The following is a 15981-nucleotide window of genomic DNA, read 5'->3' on the forward strand; positions in this document are numbered from 1 at the left end:
CGGGCCGCTACCACATCCAGGAGCAGCTCGGCGAAGGTGGCATGGGCCGCATCTGGCTCGCCGAGGACGTGCAGGAGCACCGCCGCGTCGCCCTGAAGGAGATGCAGGTGTCCGCCGGCCTGCCGCCCAGCAAGGTCGAGGAGCTCGTGCTGATGTTCCGCCACGAGTTCTTCGCGATGAAGCGGCTCCAGCACCCGGGCACCCTCAAGGTCTTCGACTGCGGGATGACGGAGTCCGGCAACCGCTTCATCACCATGGAGGTGGTGGGCGGCCAGGACCTCAGCACGCACGTGCGCGAGCAGGTGCTCGACACCGGCACCCTCTACCGCGTCCTCATCCAGATGGCGCAGGTGCTGGCCTTCATCCACTCGCGCCTCTACGTGCACTGCGACATCAAGGCCAGCAACGTGCGCGTCACCGAGTACGGCACGGTGAAGCTGATGGACTTCGGGGTGATGCACCAGTTGGGCACCCCGAGCGCCGGCCGGCTCAAGGGCACCCTGGAGTACCTCGCCCCCGAGTGGCAGCGCGGCGCCAGCATCGACGGGCGCGCGGATCTCTACTCGCTCGGGGTGATGGCCTTCCTCCTGGCCACCCGCCAGCTTCCCTTCAAGGGCAACACCCCGGCGGCCCTCCTGGCGAGCCACCTCTCCCAGCCTCCGCCGAGGCCCTCCAGCATCTGCCCGGTGGACCCGCAGTTGGAGGAGATCATCCTCCTGCTGCTGGCGAAGGATCCGCGCGAGCGCTTCCAGGACGCCTCCGAGTTGCTGGAGGCCCTGTGCCACGCCAGCGGCGAGCCCCTGCCGCAGGAGCCGCTGGCGGCGCGCGCCAGCTACCTGCACGTCCCCGAGGTGGTGGGACGGCAGGAGGAGCTGGAGCGACTCCTCGGGGCGCTCCTGGAGGCCGACAAGGGCCAGTCTCGCGCGGTGCTGCTGGGGGCGCCCGCGGGCGTGGGCAAGACGCGGCTGCTCCAGGAGTTCGAGCTCCAGGCCAAGCTCGGGGAGATTCCCTTCGGGGTGGGCCAGTGCCGCGCGGAGGGGCTGGCGCCGCTGGCCCCCATCGCCCAGGCGCTACGGGTGCTGGTGCCTCACACCCCGGCCGAGCTGCTCACGCGGCTGGGCCCGCTGCTGGGCAAGGTGGTGCCGACGCTCGCCAATGGACCCGCCCCCGTCTTCCGGGACGCGAGCGCGGAGAACATGGCCGTCTTCGGCGCCCTCACCGAGTGGCTCCAGGCGCTGGGGCGGCAGTTCACCTTCGTCCTCTGCGTGGAGGACCTGCACTGGGCGGACTCCGCTTCGCTGGAGGTGCTCAACGTCATCATCCGCGCGCTGCATGGCACGCGCGGGGTGGTGGTGGCGGCCTTCCGCTCGAATGAGCTGAACCGGCTGAGCCTCGCCTTCGCGACGGTGGACGAGGGGCTCACCTCGCGCATGGAGCTCGCCCCCCTGACGGCCGAGCACCTGGACGTGCTGGTGCATCTGGTGCTGCCTGGCCTGGAGGTGCCCGCGGGCTTCGTGACCCGGCTGCATGCCCTCACCGGAGGCAACGCCTTCTTCGCCACCGAATGCCTGCGCACACTGGTGGAGGAAGGTGCCCTGCTGCGCGTCGGTGGCCGCTGGAGCGTGAGGGAGGATCTGGAGACACGGGCGCTGCCAGGAAGCATCCGGGAGGCGGTGCTGGCGCGCCTGGCCACCCTGCCCGAGGAGCGGGTGGCGCTGCTGCGGCTGATGGCCCCGGCGGGACGCAGCCTGGAGCTGCCGCTGGTGCGCGCCCTGGCGGAGCTACCCGAAGCGGAGTTGTTCCAGGCGCTCGACGAGCTGGTGGAGCGGCAGTTCCTCCATTGGGTGGAGGGCCGCTACGTCTTCACCCACGACACCGTCCACGAGGCGCTCCACGACAGCACGCCAGAGGCGGAGCGGAGGGCCCACCACGGCCGCATCGCCGAGCTCCTCCAGCGCCTCGGTGGCAACCGGCCGGGCGTGGCGCGGGCGGTGGGCTACCACTTCGCCCGCTCGGACGATCCCCAGCGCGCCGTCCTCCCCCTGCTGCGCGCCGGGCAGGCCGCCATCGAGGCCAAGGCCGTGCTGGACGCGACGCTGCTGTTGAAGGAAGCCGCCACCCTGCTGGAGGCCGGTCCCCGCACGCCCGAGCGTGAGGAGCAGCTCATCCGCACCTGGGGGACACTGATCGAGATCGGCTACACGAGCGACACGCCCACCTCGCTCCTCTACGCGGAGAAGCTCTTCGCCCACTGGGCGGCCACGGTGGACGTCGGCGCGGGCCGGCGGGAGGCCCTGGCGCGGCTGGCGGAGGCCTGCGCGGCTCCGGAGGCCGAGCGCCCCGAGCAGCTCCGGCGTGTCATCCGGGAGATTCCGATCGACACGCGGATGACGCCCACGGACGTCTTCTGGAAGCAGTCGGAGCTGCAGATCCTCCAGAGCACCGCGCTGGCCATCATGGGGCGCACGGAGGAGTTCCACACGTTGATCGATCGCGTGCGGGCCGAGCACCCGGTGGAGTCCCCCTACCGGGCGGGCACGCTGATCGCTCGGGGAGGGCTCAGCTCGCACACGGGCCACTTCGCGGGGGTGCTGGAGGCGCAGCGCGCGGAGGTGGACCGGCTGCGCGCCTTCCGCGACACCGTGGGGCACACGCCTCGACGGCTGGCGTGGGCGCTGGGCATGGGCTGCTACTTCCTGAACATGAACCTGGGCCTGCGCGGGGAGCCGCTCGATCCGGAGGCCACGCGGGACGGGTTCGCCGTGGCGGACACCTATGGCTACGCGCCCATCCGCATCTACCACCTGTTCTCGCAGATCGTCCGCGCCTCCTTCATCGGCGATGCCTCGGCCTTCGTCCCGCCCTTCACCGAGAAGCAGGAGCTGTTGCGGCGGCTGGGGCACCCGCGCCTGCCGGAGCGCAACCTCGCCATCTACACCCCGCCCTACTACCTGGAGCGCGGCGAGCACGAGCTGGTGGCCGCGGTGGTGGCCAAGGGCGAGCAGCTCACCCAGGTGCTGCCCGGGGACCGCTGGCTGAAGCTGTACGTGCTGGTGTACTCGGCGTGCCGGGATGTCCTCTTCGAGGACGCGGCCGCCGCGCGCCAGTCGCTGCCCAGGGCGCTGGAGGCCGCGGGCGCGGGGAACTTCCGGATGGAGACGCTGGTGCGCGTCTACCAGTCCCGCTTCGAGCTGGCCCAGGGTCGCCCGGAGGCCGCACGCGAGGCCGCGGAGGCGGCGCTGGGACGCGCGACGGACCCCCTGCTCGCCAATCCCTTCGACGAGATCCTCTCCCGCCGGGCGCTGGCGCCGCTGGTGCCGGAGGATGAGAGGGATGCACACCTGGCCCGCGCGCTCTCGCTGGCCGAGGTGACGGGCAACGTGTTGCAGGTGGGGCTGGTGAACCTGGCCCTCGCGGAGCGGTGGTTGGGGCGGGCGCCCGCCCGCGCCGTCGAGGCCATCGAGGCGGCGGAGCGGGCCTTCACGGCCGCGAAGGCCAGCACGTTGCTGCCACGGGTGGCGGCCATCCGTGGCGAGCTGCGGCGCGCGGACTCCTACTTCTTGGCGTTCAGGTAATCCTGGAGCGGACGCACCGTCAGCTCCTTGCGCAGCAGGGCCTCCAGGGCCCCCACGGCCATGCGGGCCGCCTGCACCGTCGTGTAGTACGGCACGCTGTGCATCAGCGCCTCGCGGCGGATGGAGAAGCTGTCGGCGATCTCCTGCTTGCCGAAGGTCGTGTTGATGACGATCACGATCTGGCCATCGACGATCTTGTCCACGATGTGCGGACGACCCTCGGTGACCTTCAGCACCTTCTCCGTCTCGATGCCCTTGGTGGCCAGGTACTGGTGAGTGCCGCTCGTGGTCACCAGCTTGAAGCCCAGTGAGCGCAGCCGCCGCGCCAGGTCCACCACCGCCGGCTTGTCGTCGTTCTTCACCGAGATGAAGACCTTGCCGCTCCTCGGCAGCTTCACGCCCGCGGCCTGCTGGCTCTTGGCGAAGGCCGACGCGTAGTCGTCCGCGATGCCCATCACCTCGCCCGTGGACTTCATCTCCGGTCCGAGGATGACGTCCACCCCGGCGAAGCGCGCGAACGGAAACACGGACTCCTTCACCGCCACGTGCTTGAACTCGGGCTCCTCGGTGGCGCCCAGCTCCTCAAGCGTCTTGCCCACCATGCACAGCGACGCCAGCTTCGCCAGCGCCCGGCCCGTGGCCTTCGAGATGAACGGCACCGTGCGGCTCGCGCGCGGGTTCACCTCCAGCACGTAGATGGTCTTCCCCTGGATGGCGAACTGGACGTTCATCAGGCCCACCACGCCCAGCTCCTTCGCCAGGGCCATGGCCTGATCCTTCATCCGCTCCACCAGGTCCGGCGACAGCGAGTGCGGCGGCAGCGTGCACGCCGCGTCACCCGAGTGCACGCCCGCCTCCTCCACGTGCTCCAGCACGCCGCCCACCAGCACCGCGCCCGTCTTGTCCGCCACCAGGTCCAGGTCCACCTCGATGGCGTCCTTGAGGAAGCGGTCGATCAGCACCGGGTGCTCCGGCGACGCGCTCACCGCCTCGCGCATGTAGCGCTCCAGGCTCTGCTGGTCGTACACAACTTCCATGGCCCGGCCGCCCAGCACGTACGAGGGCCGCACCATCACCGGGTAGCCGATGCGCTCGGCCACGAGGTAGGCCTCCTGGTGGCTGCGCGCCACGCCGTTCTCCGGCTGCATCAGCCCCAGCTTCTCGATGAGCTGCGAGAAGCGCTCGCGGTCCTCGGCCCGGTCGATGGCGTCCGGCGGCGTGCCGAGGATGGGCAGCCCCGCCTTCTCCAGCGGCACGGACAGGCGCAGCGGCGTCTGGCCGCCGAACTGGACGATGGCGCCCACCGGCTTCTCGCGCTGCGACACCTCCAGCACGTCCTCGATGGTGAGCGGCTCGAAATACAGGCGATCCGACGTGTCGTAGTCCGTGGACACCGTCTCCGGGTTGCAGTTGACCATCACCGTCTCGTACCCGGCCTCGCGCAGCGCGAAGGCCGCGTGCACGCAGCAGTAGTCGAACTCGATGCCCTGGCCGATCCGGATGGGGCCGCTGCCCAGGATGAGCACCTTCTGGCGCGCGGTGGGCGGCGCCTCGTCCTCCTCCTCGTAGGTGGAGTAGAGGTAGGGCGTGTAGGCCTCGAACTCGGCGGCGCAGGTGTCCACCCGCTTGTATACGGGCCGGATGCCCCGGGCGTGCCGGCGTGCCCGCACCTCGGTCTCGGTGCAGCCCAGCAACTGCGCCAGGTACTTGTCCGCGAAGCCATCCTGCTTCGCCGCGCGCAGCACCTCGTCCGGCAGCTTCTCCAGCGTACCGAACTCCTGGATCCGCCGCGCCTCGTGCACCAGCGCCTGGATGTGGCGGAGGAACCACGGATCGATCGACGACAGCTCGTGCACCTCCTCCACGGACATGCCCTCGCGGAAGGCCTGGGCCACGTAGCCGGGCCGCTCGGGCCGGGGCACGCGCACGTAGTCGCGCAGCACCTTGCGCCGCTCCTCCTTGCCCTCGGGCAATTCGGGGACCTCCAGGCCCGTGCGGCCGGACTCCATGGAGCGCATCGCCTTGAGGTAGGCCTCGCGGAAGGTGCGACCAATGGCCATCACCTCGCCCACCGCTCGCATGCTGGTGGTGAGGGTGCGGTTGGCGTGGGGGAACTTCTCGAAGTTGAAGCGCGGCACCTTCACCACCACGTAGTCCAGCGTGGGCTCGAAGGAGGCCGGGGTGTCGCGGGTGATGTCGTTGCGCAGCTCGTCCAGCGTGTAGCCCAGGGCCAGCTTCGCGGCGATCTTCGCGATGGGGTAGCCCGTGGCCTTCGAGGCCAGCGCGCTGGAGCGCGACACACGCGGATTCATCTCGATGACCACGATGCGCCCGTCGCGCGGGTTGACGCCGAACTGGATGTTGGAGCCGCCCGTGTCGACGCCAATCTCCCGGATGATGCGCATGGACGCCTCGCGCAGCCGCTGGTACTCGCGGTCCGTGAGCGTCTGTGCCGGGGCCACGGTGATGGAGTCGCCCGTGTGCACGCCCATCGGGTCCAGGTTCTCGATGGAGCAGACGATGATGACGTTGTCCGCCGAGTCGCGGACCACCTCCAGCTCGTACTCCTTCCAGCCGAGCACGCTCTCCTCGATGAGGATGGTGGAGTTGGGGCTGGCCTTGAGGCCGGAGCGGCAGATGGCTTCGTACTCGTCCCGGTTGTAGGCGATACCGCCGCCCGTGCCGCCCAGGGTGAAGGAGGGCCGGATGATGGCCGGGAAGCCGATCTCATCCACCAGCGCGAGGGCCTGGGCCATGGTGGTGGCGTAGCCGCTCTTGGGCAGGGCCACGCCGATGCGCTGCATGGCCTCCTTGAAGAGCAGCCGGTCCTCGGCCTTGTTGATGGCCTCCAGCGAGGCACCGATGAGCTTCACGCCGTACTTCTCGAGGATGCCCTGCTCGGCGAGCTCCTTGGCCAGGTTGAGGGCCGTCTGGCCACCCATGGTGGGCAGCACCGAGTCCGGACGCTCGGCGGCGATGATGCGCTCGGCCACCTCGACGGTGATGGGCTCGATGTAGGTGCGGTGGGCGAACTCCGGATCCGTCATCACGGTCGCCGGGTTGCTGTTCAAGAGGACGACCTCGACGCCCTCTTCTCGCAGGGCCTTGGTGGCCTGCGTCCCCGAGTAGTCGAACTCGACTGCCTGGCCGATGACGATCGGGCCGGAGCCAATGAGCAGAACCTTCCGGATGTCGTTTCGCTTGGGCATCGCCGGGGGCCAATACCAACCTTCGCCCCCGCTTGCACGAATCGTGTGTGTCGGGATACCTGAGGACAGGGAGGGAGCGTCCACCCGGAGGCAGGGAGGTCGGCCCCAGGCTGCCGGACCCTCTGCTAGTGTTCGCTCCGTCTCCCGGAGGCATCATGCGTCGGCTGTCCCTGGTCCTGCTCCTCTCCACCGCGTCTCCCGTCCTCGCCCAGGAAGCCCCCGCCGCTCCCGCCGCCGAGCCCGCGCCCAAGGCGGCCGAGCCGACACCCGCCGCCGCTCCCGCTCCCGCCGCCGAGGCCGCTCCCGCTCCCGCTCCCGCCGCCGAAGCCGCTCCCACCGACCAGCCGGCCCTCCCTCCCCGCGCCCCGAAGCAGAACGCGGTCGTGGAGAGCCCCGCCCCAGCGCCCGCTGCCCCGGCACCCGCGGCTCCCCAGGCGCCCATGCCCGCCGCGAGGGCCTCCGCCTCGGCCTCGACGGCCGACAGCGAGATCCGGGACGTCGTGCGCGACGATACCCGCTACCTGCTCACCTACCTGCTCAACAGCGACGTGCGCAGCATCGCCCCGATGCTCGCCTACCCCTTCCAGCTCGAGGAGCGACAGCTGGAGACGCCCGAGTCCCTGGTGGTGGCCTGGGTCAAGCAGCTCCGGCAGAAGCGGACGGACCTCATCACCCTCTACGACGTCGAGGTCCTGCCCTACGCCGAGCTGGAGAAGAAGTACGGCAAGCCCCCCGCGCGCCTCGGCGGCATCGTCCCGCGCGGCACCGAGGTGTACGCCGCCGTGGCCAACCTCTCGGGGCGTGCGGCCGTCTTCCTGTACCGCAAGACGGACGAGGGCTGGCAGGCGTTCGCCTACACGGACTGAGGCCCTGCTGGAGCGGGGCGCTCAGCGCAGCGAGGTGACGAACTCCTTGAAGCGGTCCAGCCCCTTGCGGAGCTGCTCGCGCGAGGTCGCGAAGCTCATGCGGATGTAGCCCTCGGCGCCGAAGGGGGCACCCGGCATCGCCGCGACCCGGAAGTCGTTCAGGAGGATCTCGGAGAGCTGCAGGGAGCCCGTCACCGGCGTGCCCTTGTAGGTGCGCCCGAAGAGGCCGCTCACGTTGGGCAGCACGTAGAAGGCGCCCTCGGGGCGGCGGCAGCGCACGCCGTCGAGCGCGTTGAGCGCGTCCACCACCATGTCCCGCCGCCCCCGGTACTCCTCCACCATGGGCACGAAGAAGTCCTGGGGGCCCTTGAGCGCCGCCAGGGCCGCCTTCTGCACGAAGGACGCCGCGTTGGACGTGGACTGGTCCTGGATCATCTGCATGCCGGACACGAGCCACTTGGGCCCCGCCGCGTAGCCCATGCGCCAGCCCGTCATGGAGAAGGACTTGCTCATGCCGTTGATGACCACCATCCGCGACACCAGGTCCGGCGCCACGTTGCCGATGTTGAGGAACTGGCCCTCGTAGAGGAGCTTCTCGTAGATGTCGTCGCTCACCACCAGGCAGTCGTGCCCGCGCACGGCCTGGGCGATGCCCTCCAGCGCGGCCCGCGAGAACACCGCTCCCGAGGGGTTGCTCGGGCTGTTGAGCACCACCGCCTTGGTGCGCGGCGAGAGCGCCCGGCGGATGGCGTCCGGATCCGGCGCGAAGCCGTTCTCCTCGCGCGTCTCCACGATGACGGGCTTGCCGCCCGCGAGCTGCACCATGTCCGGGTAGCTCACCCAGTAGGGCGCCGGGATGATGACCTCGTCGCCCTCGTTGAGCAGCGCCTGGAAGAGGTTGTAGATGGCGTGCTTGGCGCCCACCGTCACCACGACCTGATCCGGCGCGTACGTGAGCTGGTTGTCCCGCGCCAGCTTCGCGCAGATGGCCTCACGCAGCTCCTGGATGCCGGCCGTGGGCGTGTACTTGGTGAAGCCCTGGCGCAGGGCCTCGATGGCCGCCTGCTTGATGAACTCCGGGGTGTCGAAGTCGGGCTCGCCCGCCGCGAGACTCACCACGTCTACCCCTTGGGCCGCCAGCGCCTTCGCCTTCGCGTTGAGTGCGAGCGTGGGGGACGGCTTGATCGGCTTGAGCCGGTTCGCGAGATTCATGGTCGGTGCCTAGCAGCGTGCCCCCCGGGCGGACAAGAAATCCCAGGTCGGAAGTGAACAGAGCGGGCGCTCCCACGAGAGGGCTCCGCTGGACACTCGTCGTCGACCACGAGTGATGTGCGACAACCACACACACACCTCGGGGTCGACTACGAGGGGTGTGCGCCCTACCCCCCGGCGATGGCGGGGATGATGGTGAGGCGATCCGTCTCCGCCACCGGCGTGGCCAGCTCCCGGAGGAAGCGGATGTCCTCGTCGTTATGGAAGATGTTGACGTAGCGCCGCACGGCCCCGCTCTCGTCCAGCAGCCGGGTGCCGATGCCGGGGAAGTCCTTGTCCAGGTTGCGCAGCACCTCGCCCACGGTGGCCCCCGAGATGCGGACCTCGTCCTGGTTACGCGTGAAGCTCCGCAGCGGAGTGGGAATGCGTATCGTCGCCATGTCCCCTCGATTGTAGAGCCCACCCTCCGCCACGTATACGCCTGACAGGAGAGCACACCATGGCCCCCACCTTCCGAGAGCTGCTGTCCGACGTGAAGAAGGAGATCCGCGAGGTCTCCGTCGAGGACGTGAAGCGCCAGCTCGACGCGGGTGCGCCCGTGAGGCTGATCGACGTGCGCGAGGGCGATGAGTACGCGGGCGGCCGGCTGCCGGGCGCGCTCCACATCCCCCGGGGCTTCCTGGAGCTGCGCATCGAGGACAAGGCCGGGCGCGACGAGGAGCTCGTCCTCTACTGCGCCGGAGGCACCCGCTCGGCGCTGGCGGCCAGCACGCTCCAGCAACTGGGTTATACGCGCGTGGCCTCCATGGCCGGGGGCTTCAACCGCTGGAGCGACGCGCACTACCCGGTGGAAAAGCCGGTGGTGCTCACCCCCTCGCAGAAGGAGCGCTACCGCCGCCACCTCATCCTCCCCGAGGTGGGCGAGGAAGGACAGGCGAAGCTGCTGAAGGGCAAGGTGCTGCTGCTGGGCGCGGGCGGGCTGGGCTCTCCGGCGGCGCTCTACCTCGCGGCCGCGGGCGTGGGCACCCTGGGCATCGTCGACGCGGACGTGGTGGACTTGAGCAACCTCCAGCGCCAGGTGATCCACACCCAGGAGCGCACCGGCCAGCCCAAGGTGCGGAGCGCCCGCGCCGCCATCGAGGCCCTCAACCCGGACGTGAAGGTGGTGCCCTTCGCCGAGCGCCTCACCTCGGACAACGTGCTGCGCATCCTGGAGGGCTTCGACCTGGTGCTCGACGGCGGGGACAACTTCCCCACGCGCTACCTGCTCAACGACGCGTGCGTGATGCAGGGCAAGCCCAACATCCACGGCTCCATCTTCCGCTTCGAGGGCCAGGTGACGACGTTCGTCCCCGGCCAGGGCCCCTGCTACCGCTGCCTCTACCCCGCTCCGCCGCCTCCCGAGCTCGCGCCCTCGTGCGCCGAGGCGGGGGTGCTGGGCGTGCTGCCCGGCATCATCGGCCTGCTCCAGGCCAACGAGGCCCTCAAGCTGCTGCTGGGCGTGGGCCAGCCCCTGATGGGGCGGCTGCTCACCTTCGACGCGCTCGGCACCCGCTTCCAGGAGCTCAAGCTGCGCAAGGATCCCAAGTGCCCCGTGTGCGCGCCCGGAGCGAAGGTGGAGCTGATCGACTACGAGCGCTTCTGCGCCAGCGCCCGCTGAGTCACGGCGCCTTCGAGTACTTCGCCCGGAGGCTCTGGAGCACGCCGGGAGGCACCAGCTCCTTCACGTCGCCGCCGAACGAGGCCACCTCGCGCACGAGCTGCGACGACACGTAGAAGTAGTCCTCGCCCGTCATCATGAAGACGGTCTCGATGCCGGGGGCCAGCTTGCGGTTCATGTTGGCGAGTTGGAACTCGTACTCGAAGTCGGACACGGCCCGGAGCCCGCGCAGCAGCACGTTCACCCCGCGCGACTTGGCGTACTCCACCAGCAGCCCCTGGAAGGCATCCACCTCCACCCGGGGATCCGGACAGGACTGGCGGATGAGCTCCTTGCGCTCCTCCTCGGAGAAGAGGGGCACCTTCTTGGGGTTCACCGCCACCGCCACGATCACGCGATCGAACATCCCCAGCGCGCGATGGATGATGCTCAAGTGCCCATTGGTGAGCGGATCGAACGAGCCGGGGTAGATGGCGATGCGCATGCCGCCCCAGTCTCGACGCCCCCCGGCAACCGGTCAAGGAATGCGGAACAGCGTCACCAGTGTGTCCCCGAACCGCCGCTGATCCACCTGCTCGAAGCCCGCGTGGGCCTGGGGGGCCGCCTCGCGCTTGTCGTGCTCGACGACCACGGTGCCCCCGGGTGCCACCACCTTGTGGTGCGCCAGGCTCTCCAGCACCGTCTCCACCACCCGCGCCGCGTACGGCGGGTCCGCGAAGACGAGCTCGAACTTGTCTCCCCGGCGGCCCAGCGTCGCCAGCGAGCGCTCCACCGGCTGTGAGAGGATCTCCACCTGCTTCGTGAAGCCCAGCGTGTCGGTGTTCGTCCGGCAGAGCGCCAGGGCCTCCCGGTCCGAGTCCACCAGCACCAGCTTGCTCGCTCCACGCGAGAGGGACTCCAGGCCCAGGGCCCCCGTCCCCGCGTACAGGTCCAGCACGGCCTGGCCCTCCAGCCACTGGCCGAGCACGTTGAAGATCGTCTCCCGCACCCGGTCCGCCGTGGGGCGGATGTGCTTCGACGTGGGTTTGGGGCCCGCCAGCGCCCGGCCTTTCGCCGTCCCTGCCACGATTCGCATCTAGTCGCCCCGGTGCTTCGCCAGGAACAGCATCGATTTCCACCCCGTCCGCGTCGCGCCCAGCGAGGCCAGCACCTCGGAGGCCTCGGTGAACGTCAGCGCCTCCAGCCGCGAGGCCTCCGGGGCCCCGAGCGGCGCGAGCTGCTCGCCCAGCACGCTCAGCAGCTCCCCCGCCCCCAGCCCCGCCTTCTCCGCCTTCTGCTCCAGGCTGGCGCGCACCGCTTCCGGGTACGCGGCCAGCGCGAGCCGCTCGAACGGGGTCGAGCAGTCCACCTTGCGCACCCCCGCCGCCACATACGTCGGCAGTGCCCGTACCGAGCGCCGCCCGGCCTCCCCCACCGCCACGCCCGTCCCGTACTGCCCGGCCAGCTCCACGAGGCTCCGGAGGAACTGCACGTCCGGCTCTTCCTCACCCAGGGTCGCCGCGGGCACCCGGAGGAAGTGCATGCCCAGGCCCCGGAGTCCCGCCAGCAGCGCCCGCGCGCCGTCCAGCTCGGCGCCCTCGTCGGTCGCGGGCAACGACACCTCGAGGGAGAGCTCCCGCTCCACCACGGCCCCGGACAGCCGCCGCACGGCCTCCACGGCCGCGTCCACCGGCAGCCGGGACACGTCCAGCGACACCAGCGAGAAGCCCGCGTCCACCAGCCGGAAGACGCCATCCTGGAGCTGGGACAGCGTCTCGGGCTCGGCCTTGGACACCCGCACCGGGCCGGCCTGGAGGAAGACGGGCCGCGCATGGCCGTCCGCTTCCGCGGCCTGCTGCACGGCCACCACGAAGCGCGCGGCCGCTCCGCGATCCGCCAGGGGATGCGGGCACATGACCCCCACCACCGCGTCCTCGCCGCGGGCCGCCGCGAGCAGTCCGGGCAGCATCGGCCGCACCGGCATGGGCAGGCATGGCAGTGCCGCCGGCACCCCTTCGAGGGCCTTGAGCAACTCGCGCGGGTTCAGCACGGGGAGCCGCGAGGCATTCCCCAGCCGAGCCACCACGCTCGTCGGCCTCAGCGTCAGCACCTTGTCGAGCACGTTCATCCGGAGCCGAGGATCATCCGCACCAGAGGGGCACCGCAAGTTCGATGTGGGGAAATTCGTTCACTTCCCCCAGAAGAACAGGTCGCGCTCGAAGTAGCCGTGGACGATGTCGTGGGCCGTGCTCGCCACCGACTCGGTATCCACCTTGACGTTGTGGATGTCCGTGATGTCGCTCAGCGCCTCGCGGCCCTCCTTGAGCGACTTCGTGGCCTGATCATGCGCGTGCTGGAGGAAGGGGGCCAGGGAGGGAGCCACGTCCTTGAACTGCTCCTGGGTCACCTTGTGGGCGACTTTCTCGACGCCACTTTCCAGGGCCAGCAGGCGGATGAGGTTGGCGCTGTTGGCCTCCATCAACTCCCGCCCCAACGACCCGACGTCCGAGGCATACCGGAACGCATGGGCGAAGTGCTCGTAGGCCTTGCGCAGATTCCTGTACGAGGCCGGCTGCAGCTCGCGGTTGGAGAAGAGGCAGTCCAGGTCGAGGTAGCTGCCGATGGAGCCGACCATGGTCGCGTACTTGAAGTACTCGTTCGAGGGGGCCGCCTGGGAGATCTGCCCGATGGTGTACTCGTACTTGAACCCGCACATCAGGCCCAGCAGGTCGAAGTAGAACATCTCGCGCAGACGGCCCTTGTACGAGTCCCGGTCGAGGGGGAGTGCGTCCAGCTTCGTCAGCAAGCCATGAATGAGCGCCCTGGTCGCGCTCGACCCCTGGACCTGGGGCATTCCCGGCTGTCGCCCCGTGCGATGCATCAGCACCTGCAGGCTCGCGTCCAGGTGGACGCACGTCCCCTCCCGGTCGATCTCGTCATCCACCGTGAAGTTCCACAAGGCGTAGTAGTTCTTGAGCGTGAGGACGGTGCCGAACATCTCCTCCGGCACGATCGAAAGGGTGAGCCCGGCGTTCACCCGGCTGATGTGGGTGAAGTACTTCAGCGCATTGCCGCGTTCGAACTTGAAGCCGGTCTCCTCGATGTACCGCACGATCTCCTGCGCGGCGGCATCAATGACCTTTGACTGATTGGACATGCCGGAATCATAGGGAACAAAAGTGTCCCTGCTCCAGATTGAGTCCGCCCCCAAGTTCGAGGACGCACCTGAAAAGTTGGCCTCTCAACCCTACTGCCCGAGTTGCTTGATGCCCCGCGCGGAGTACCGGGGCCGGGCCTCGGTGAAGGAGGGGTATCCAGACCAGCACGGGCCACTTCGCCCGTCCCGACAGCAGGCGAGCCCGGCGGGCCACGAATTAGGCAGAAGAAGAAAATTGCACTCGGAGGTTGGAGTCCGCATGCGACAGGACGGACAGAATCTTCATGAGGTCTCGATGGGCAGTCTCCCGATGCACAGCGTCGGAGTCGAGCCCCAACTGGTTACCCCCAAGTACGACACCGCGGCCATCATGGGCGCGCTCTACGGGGAAGGCATCACCGCGCTCAAGGGCGCCTTCTCTCGCTCCATGGTGCAGGAGCTTGGCGAGGACATCGAGTTCCTCTTCCAGGAGGCCCTGAAGCAGCCGGGCGGCGCGCTCGGGCGAGGTCCCAATCGCTATTACGTCGAGGTCCACGCCGAGCGCATCCGCTGCTTCGTCGAGCTCGTCAGCCATCCCTGGGTGCGGGCGGTGTGCGAGTCGGTGCTCGGCCCGAACTACAAGCTCGTGGAGATCGGCTTTGACGTGCCGGGCCCGGGGGCCGAGAACCAGCCCTGGCACCGCGACTTCCCCTCCCCCCCGGAAACGCTCGAGGGCCGGCGTCTCAACTCGCTCGCCTTCAACATGACCACCGTGGATGTCGAGGAGAACATGGGGCCCTTCGAGGTCGCCCCCGGCACGCAGTGGGACGACTCGCCCGAGTTCTCACACGGGATGTTCCCGCCCAAGTCCTTCTATTCGCGCTACGAGCAGCGCGCGCAGCGGCGGATGCCGAAGATGGGCGACATCTCGGCGCGCTCGGCCCTCACCATCCACCGGGGCACGGCCAACCGCTCGCAGAAGTCCCGGCCCACGCTCGTTCTCGGCTTCGACGCGCCGGATGCGCGCAACGGCGAGCGGCACGACCTGCAGGTCACCCGCGGCTACTTCGAGACCCTGCCGGAGGAGGTGCGCCGCCACCTCAACTACCGCCTGGTCAACAAGCTCGAGCCCATCGTGCAGGCGCACACCATCGAGGGCCTGGTGATGGCCGATTCCTAGTCGTCCGGAGCCTCGGTCCCCCTGAAAGCAAAGAGCCTGGTCACCCCTCGGCGGGTGGCTGGGCTCTCTTGCGTCGAGAACATTCGCGGCCCTATTTCATTCGTCGGCATATTTTATGCCGTCTGGTGCCGAGGAGAGGAAACACGGAGACACCGGCCTGGATAATCCGGGCATGAAGCTCGCCAACAACTCCCTGACCTCGGCCCGCCTCTCCCCTCGGCTCGCCAACTCCCCTGCCCTCTTCACCCCTGCCCCCCGGCGGGAGACCCTGTCCGTCCGCCCGGCCCCTCGGGACGGCTTCGAGAGCACGGTCTCCGCCCGGAACACGCGCAACGTCCAGTCGCTGTTCCAGCGGCAGTTCGGCGCGCTCGCCGGGGACAAGCAGCGCTTCCACGAGACGATGCGCGGCATCTTCGGCGGGGGGTACGACACCGCCAAGGCCGAGCAGTACCGCCAGCAGGCGCTCGCCGGGGACTTCGGCTGGATGCCGCCCGTGCAGTGGGTGGACTCCCAGACCCTCCAGGGCGGCCACGGAGCGTATGACTCCCGGTCCGGCAAGGTGCTGCTCAACCGCGACCTCCAGGGCAACCCCGCGCTCGCGGCGTCCACCTATGTGGAGGAGGCGGGTCACCACCTCGACGCCCGGCTCAACACGGTGGACTCGCAAGGCGACGAGGGCGAGCTGTTCCGGCGCATCCTCGGCGGCGAGAAGCTGACCGGGGCCCAGGTCGCTGACATCCGCGCGGAGAACGACAAGGGGACCATCCAGCTCGATGGCCAGTCCGTGGACGTCGAGTTCCGCAGGAGGAACATCTTCCAGCGCATCGGCGACGCCGTGGGCGATGCCGTGGATGCGGTGGGCGATGCCCTGGGTGACGCCGTGGATGCGGTGGGCGATGCCGCCGCCACCGTGGTGGGCGGGGTGGTCGGCGGGAGCGTGGACGTGCTGGGCGCCATCGGCCTGACCAAGAAGAGCGACCTCCGGCACGACGGGCAGTTCGTGGGCGTCGGCGGAATCACCTTCCCGCCCGGCACCCCTCTCAACCAGATGCCCGGTATCACCCCCAGCTACAACACCAACCCGGAGACGACGGTCCTCTACGTCAACGGCATCCTCACCGACCTGGAGGATCAGGTCCAGGAGATGCGGAACATCGCCGAGAG

At 69.5% G+C, this 15981-nt stretch carries 12 protein-coding genes; 5 read left to right on the forward strand and 7 right to left on the reverse strand.

What is annotated here, in order from left to right:
• The coding region (locus tag VF794_RS06080) for a protein kinase domain-containing protein (RefSeq protein ID WP_331108235.1) at nucleotides 1-3575 on the forward strand (3575 nt) is incomplete at its 5' end.
• Here VF794_RS06080 and carB read toward each other — a convergent pair.
• A complete protein-coding gene (carB, locus tag VF794_RS06085) occupies nucleotides 3554-6784 on the reverse strand; it encodes a carbamoyl-phosphate synthase large subunit (RefSeq protein WP_331108236.1) in 3231 nt (1076 codons plus the stop codon). The genes VF794_RS06080 and carB overlap by 22 nt on opposite strands.
• 155 nt (nucleotides 6785-6939) lie before the next feature.
• On the opposite strand from carB, the gene VF794_RS06090 reads away from it, so the two are divergent.
• The gene (locus tag VF794_RS06090; protein WP_331108237.1) at nucleotides 6940-7650 is read left to right on the forward strand and encodes a hypothetical protein; all 711 of its coding nucleotides are present in this window, start codon (nucleotides 6940-6942) and stop codon (nucleotides 7648-7650) included.
• A gap of 21 nt (nucleotides 7651-7671) precedes the next feature.
• Here the strand turns inward: VF794_RS06090 and VF794_RS06095 are convergent, their stop codons facing one another.
• Both VF794_RS06095 and VF794_RS06100 read right to left on the reverse strand, forming a co-directional pair.
• Complete coding sequence (locus tag VF794_RS06095; protein ID WP_331108238.1) at nucleotides 7672-8862, reverse strand: pyridoxal phosphate-dependent aminotransferase; 1191 nt, start codon at nucleotides 8860-8862, stop codon at nucleotides 7672-7674.
• 167 nt (nucleotides 8863-9029) lie between these two features.
• Nucleotides 9030-9302 (reverse strand): MoaD/ThiS family protein, encoded by a 273-nt coding sequence (locus VF794_RS06100; protein WP_331108239.1) that lies wholly within the window; start codon nucleotides 9300-9302, stop codon nucleotides 9030-9032.
• 59 nt (nucleotides 9303-9361) lie between these two features.
• On the opposite strand from VF794_RS06100, the gene moeB reads away from it, so the two are divergent.
• The gene (gene moeB, locus VF794_RS06105; protein WP_331108240.1) at nucleotides 9362-10522 is read left to right on the forward strand and encodes a molybdopterin-synthase adenylyltransferase MoeB; all 1161 of its coding nucleotides are present in this window, start codon (nucleotides 9362-9364) and stop codon (nucleotides 10520-10522) included.
• 1 nt (nucleotide 10523) lies between these two features.
• On the opposite strand, the gene coaD is transcribed toward moeB, so the two are convergent.
• The 4 genes from coaD to VF794_RS06125 are packed head-to-tail and all read right to left on the reverse strand — an operon-like array spanning nucleotide 10524 to nucleotide 13658.
• Entirely contained in the window at nucleotides 10524-11006 is a 483-nt protein-coding gene (coaD, locus tag VF794_RS06110) for a pantetheine-phosphate adenylyltransferase (RefSeq protein ID WP_331108241.1), read from the reverse strand.
• Between the two features lie 33 nt (nucleotides 11007-11039).
• Nucleotides 11040-11597: a 16S rRNA (guanine(966)-N(2))-methyltransferase RsmD gene (rsmD, locus tag VF794_RS06115; protein WP_331108242.1), complete on the reverse strand. Its 558-nt coding sequence runs from the start codon at nucleotides 11595-11597 to the stop codon at nucleotides 11040-11042.
• Nucleotides 11598-12629, reverse strand: a complete 1032-nt coding sequence (locus VF794_RS06120) for a hypothetical protein (protein ID WP_331108243.1) — start codon at nucleotides 12627-12629, stop codon at nucleotides 11598-11600.
• A 60-nt stretch (nucleotides 12630-12689) separates the two neighbouring features.
• Nucleotides 12690-13658: a hypothetical protein gene (locus tag VF794_RS06125; RefSeq protein ID WP_331108244.1), complete on the reverse strand. Its 969-nt coding sequence runs from the start codon at nucleotides 13656-13658 to the stop codon at nucleotides 12690-12692.
• 259 nt (nucleotides 13659-13917) lie between these two features.
• Between VF794_RS06125 and VF794_RS06130 the strand changes: the two genes are divergently transcribed.
• Nucleotides 13918-14817, forward strand: coding sequence for a phytanoyl-CoA dioxygenase family protein (locus tag VF794_RS06130; RefSeq protein WP_331108245.1), 900 nt, complete (start codon nucleotides 13918-13920; stop codon nucleotides 14815-14817).
• 172 nt (nucleotides 14818-14989) lie between these two features.
• Nucleotides 14990-15981: hypothetical protein (locus tag VF794_RS06135; RefSeq protein ID WP_331108246.1), on the forward strand; the 992-nt coding region annotated here is incomplete at its 3' end.

Origin of the sequence: Archangium sp., assembly GCF_036389735.1 — a bacterium.
Classification (GTDB): Bacteria; Myxococcota; Myxococcia; order Myxococcales; family Myxococcaceae; genus Archangium.

What these genes read in the sequence shown, in the direction of transcription:
- VF794_RS06090 (WP_331108237.1), top strand. Translation starts at nt 6,940, where the DNA reads ATGCGTCGGCTGTCCCTGGTCCTGCTCCTCTCCACCGCGTCTCCCGTC.
- VF794_RS06125 (WP_331108244.1), bottom strand. Translation starts at nt 13,658, where the DNA reads ATGTCCAATCAGTCAAAGGTCATTGATGCCGCCGCGCAGGAGATCGTG.
- moeB (WP_331108240.1), top strand. Translation starts at nt 9,362, where the DNA reads ATGGCCCCCACCTTCCGAGAGCTGCTGTCCGACGTGAAGAAGGAGATC.
- coaD (WP_331108241.1), bottom strand. Translation starts at nt 11,006, where the DNA reads ATGCGCATCGCCATCTACCCCGGCTCGTTCGATCCGCTCACCAATGGG.
- VF794_RS06130 (WP_331108245.1), top strand. Translation starts at nt 13,918, where the DNA reads ATGCGACAGGACGGACAGAATCTTCATGAGGTCTCGATGGGCAGTCTC.
- VF794_RS06120 (WP_331108243.1), bottom strand. Translation starts at nt 12,629, where the DNA reads ATGAACGTGCTCGACAAGGTGCTGACGCTGAGGCCGACGAGCGTGGTG.
- carB (WP_331108236.1), bottom strand. Translation starts at nt 6,784, where the DNA reads ATGCCCAAGCGAAACGACATCCGGAAGGTTCTGCTCATTGGCTCCGGC.
- rsmD (WP_331108242.1), bottom strand. Translation starts at nt 11,597, where the DNA reads ATGCGAATCGTGGCAGGGACGGCGAAAGGCCGGGCGCTGGCGGGCCCC.
- VF794_RS06100 (WP_331108239.1), bottom strand. Translation starts at nt 9,302, where the DNA reads ATGGCGACGATACGCATTCCCACTCCGCTGCGGAGCTTCACGCGTAAC.
- VF794_RS06095 (WP_331108238.1), bottom strand. Translation starts at nt 8,862, where the DNA reads ATGAATCTCGCGAACCGGCTCAAGCCGATCAAGCCGTCCCCCACGCTC.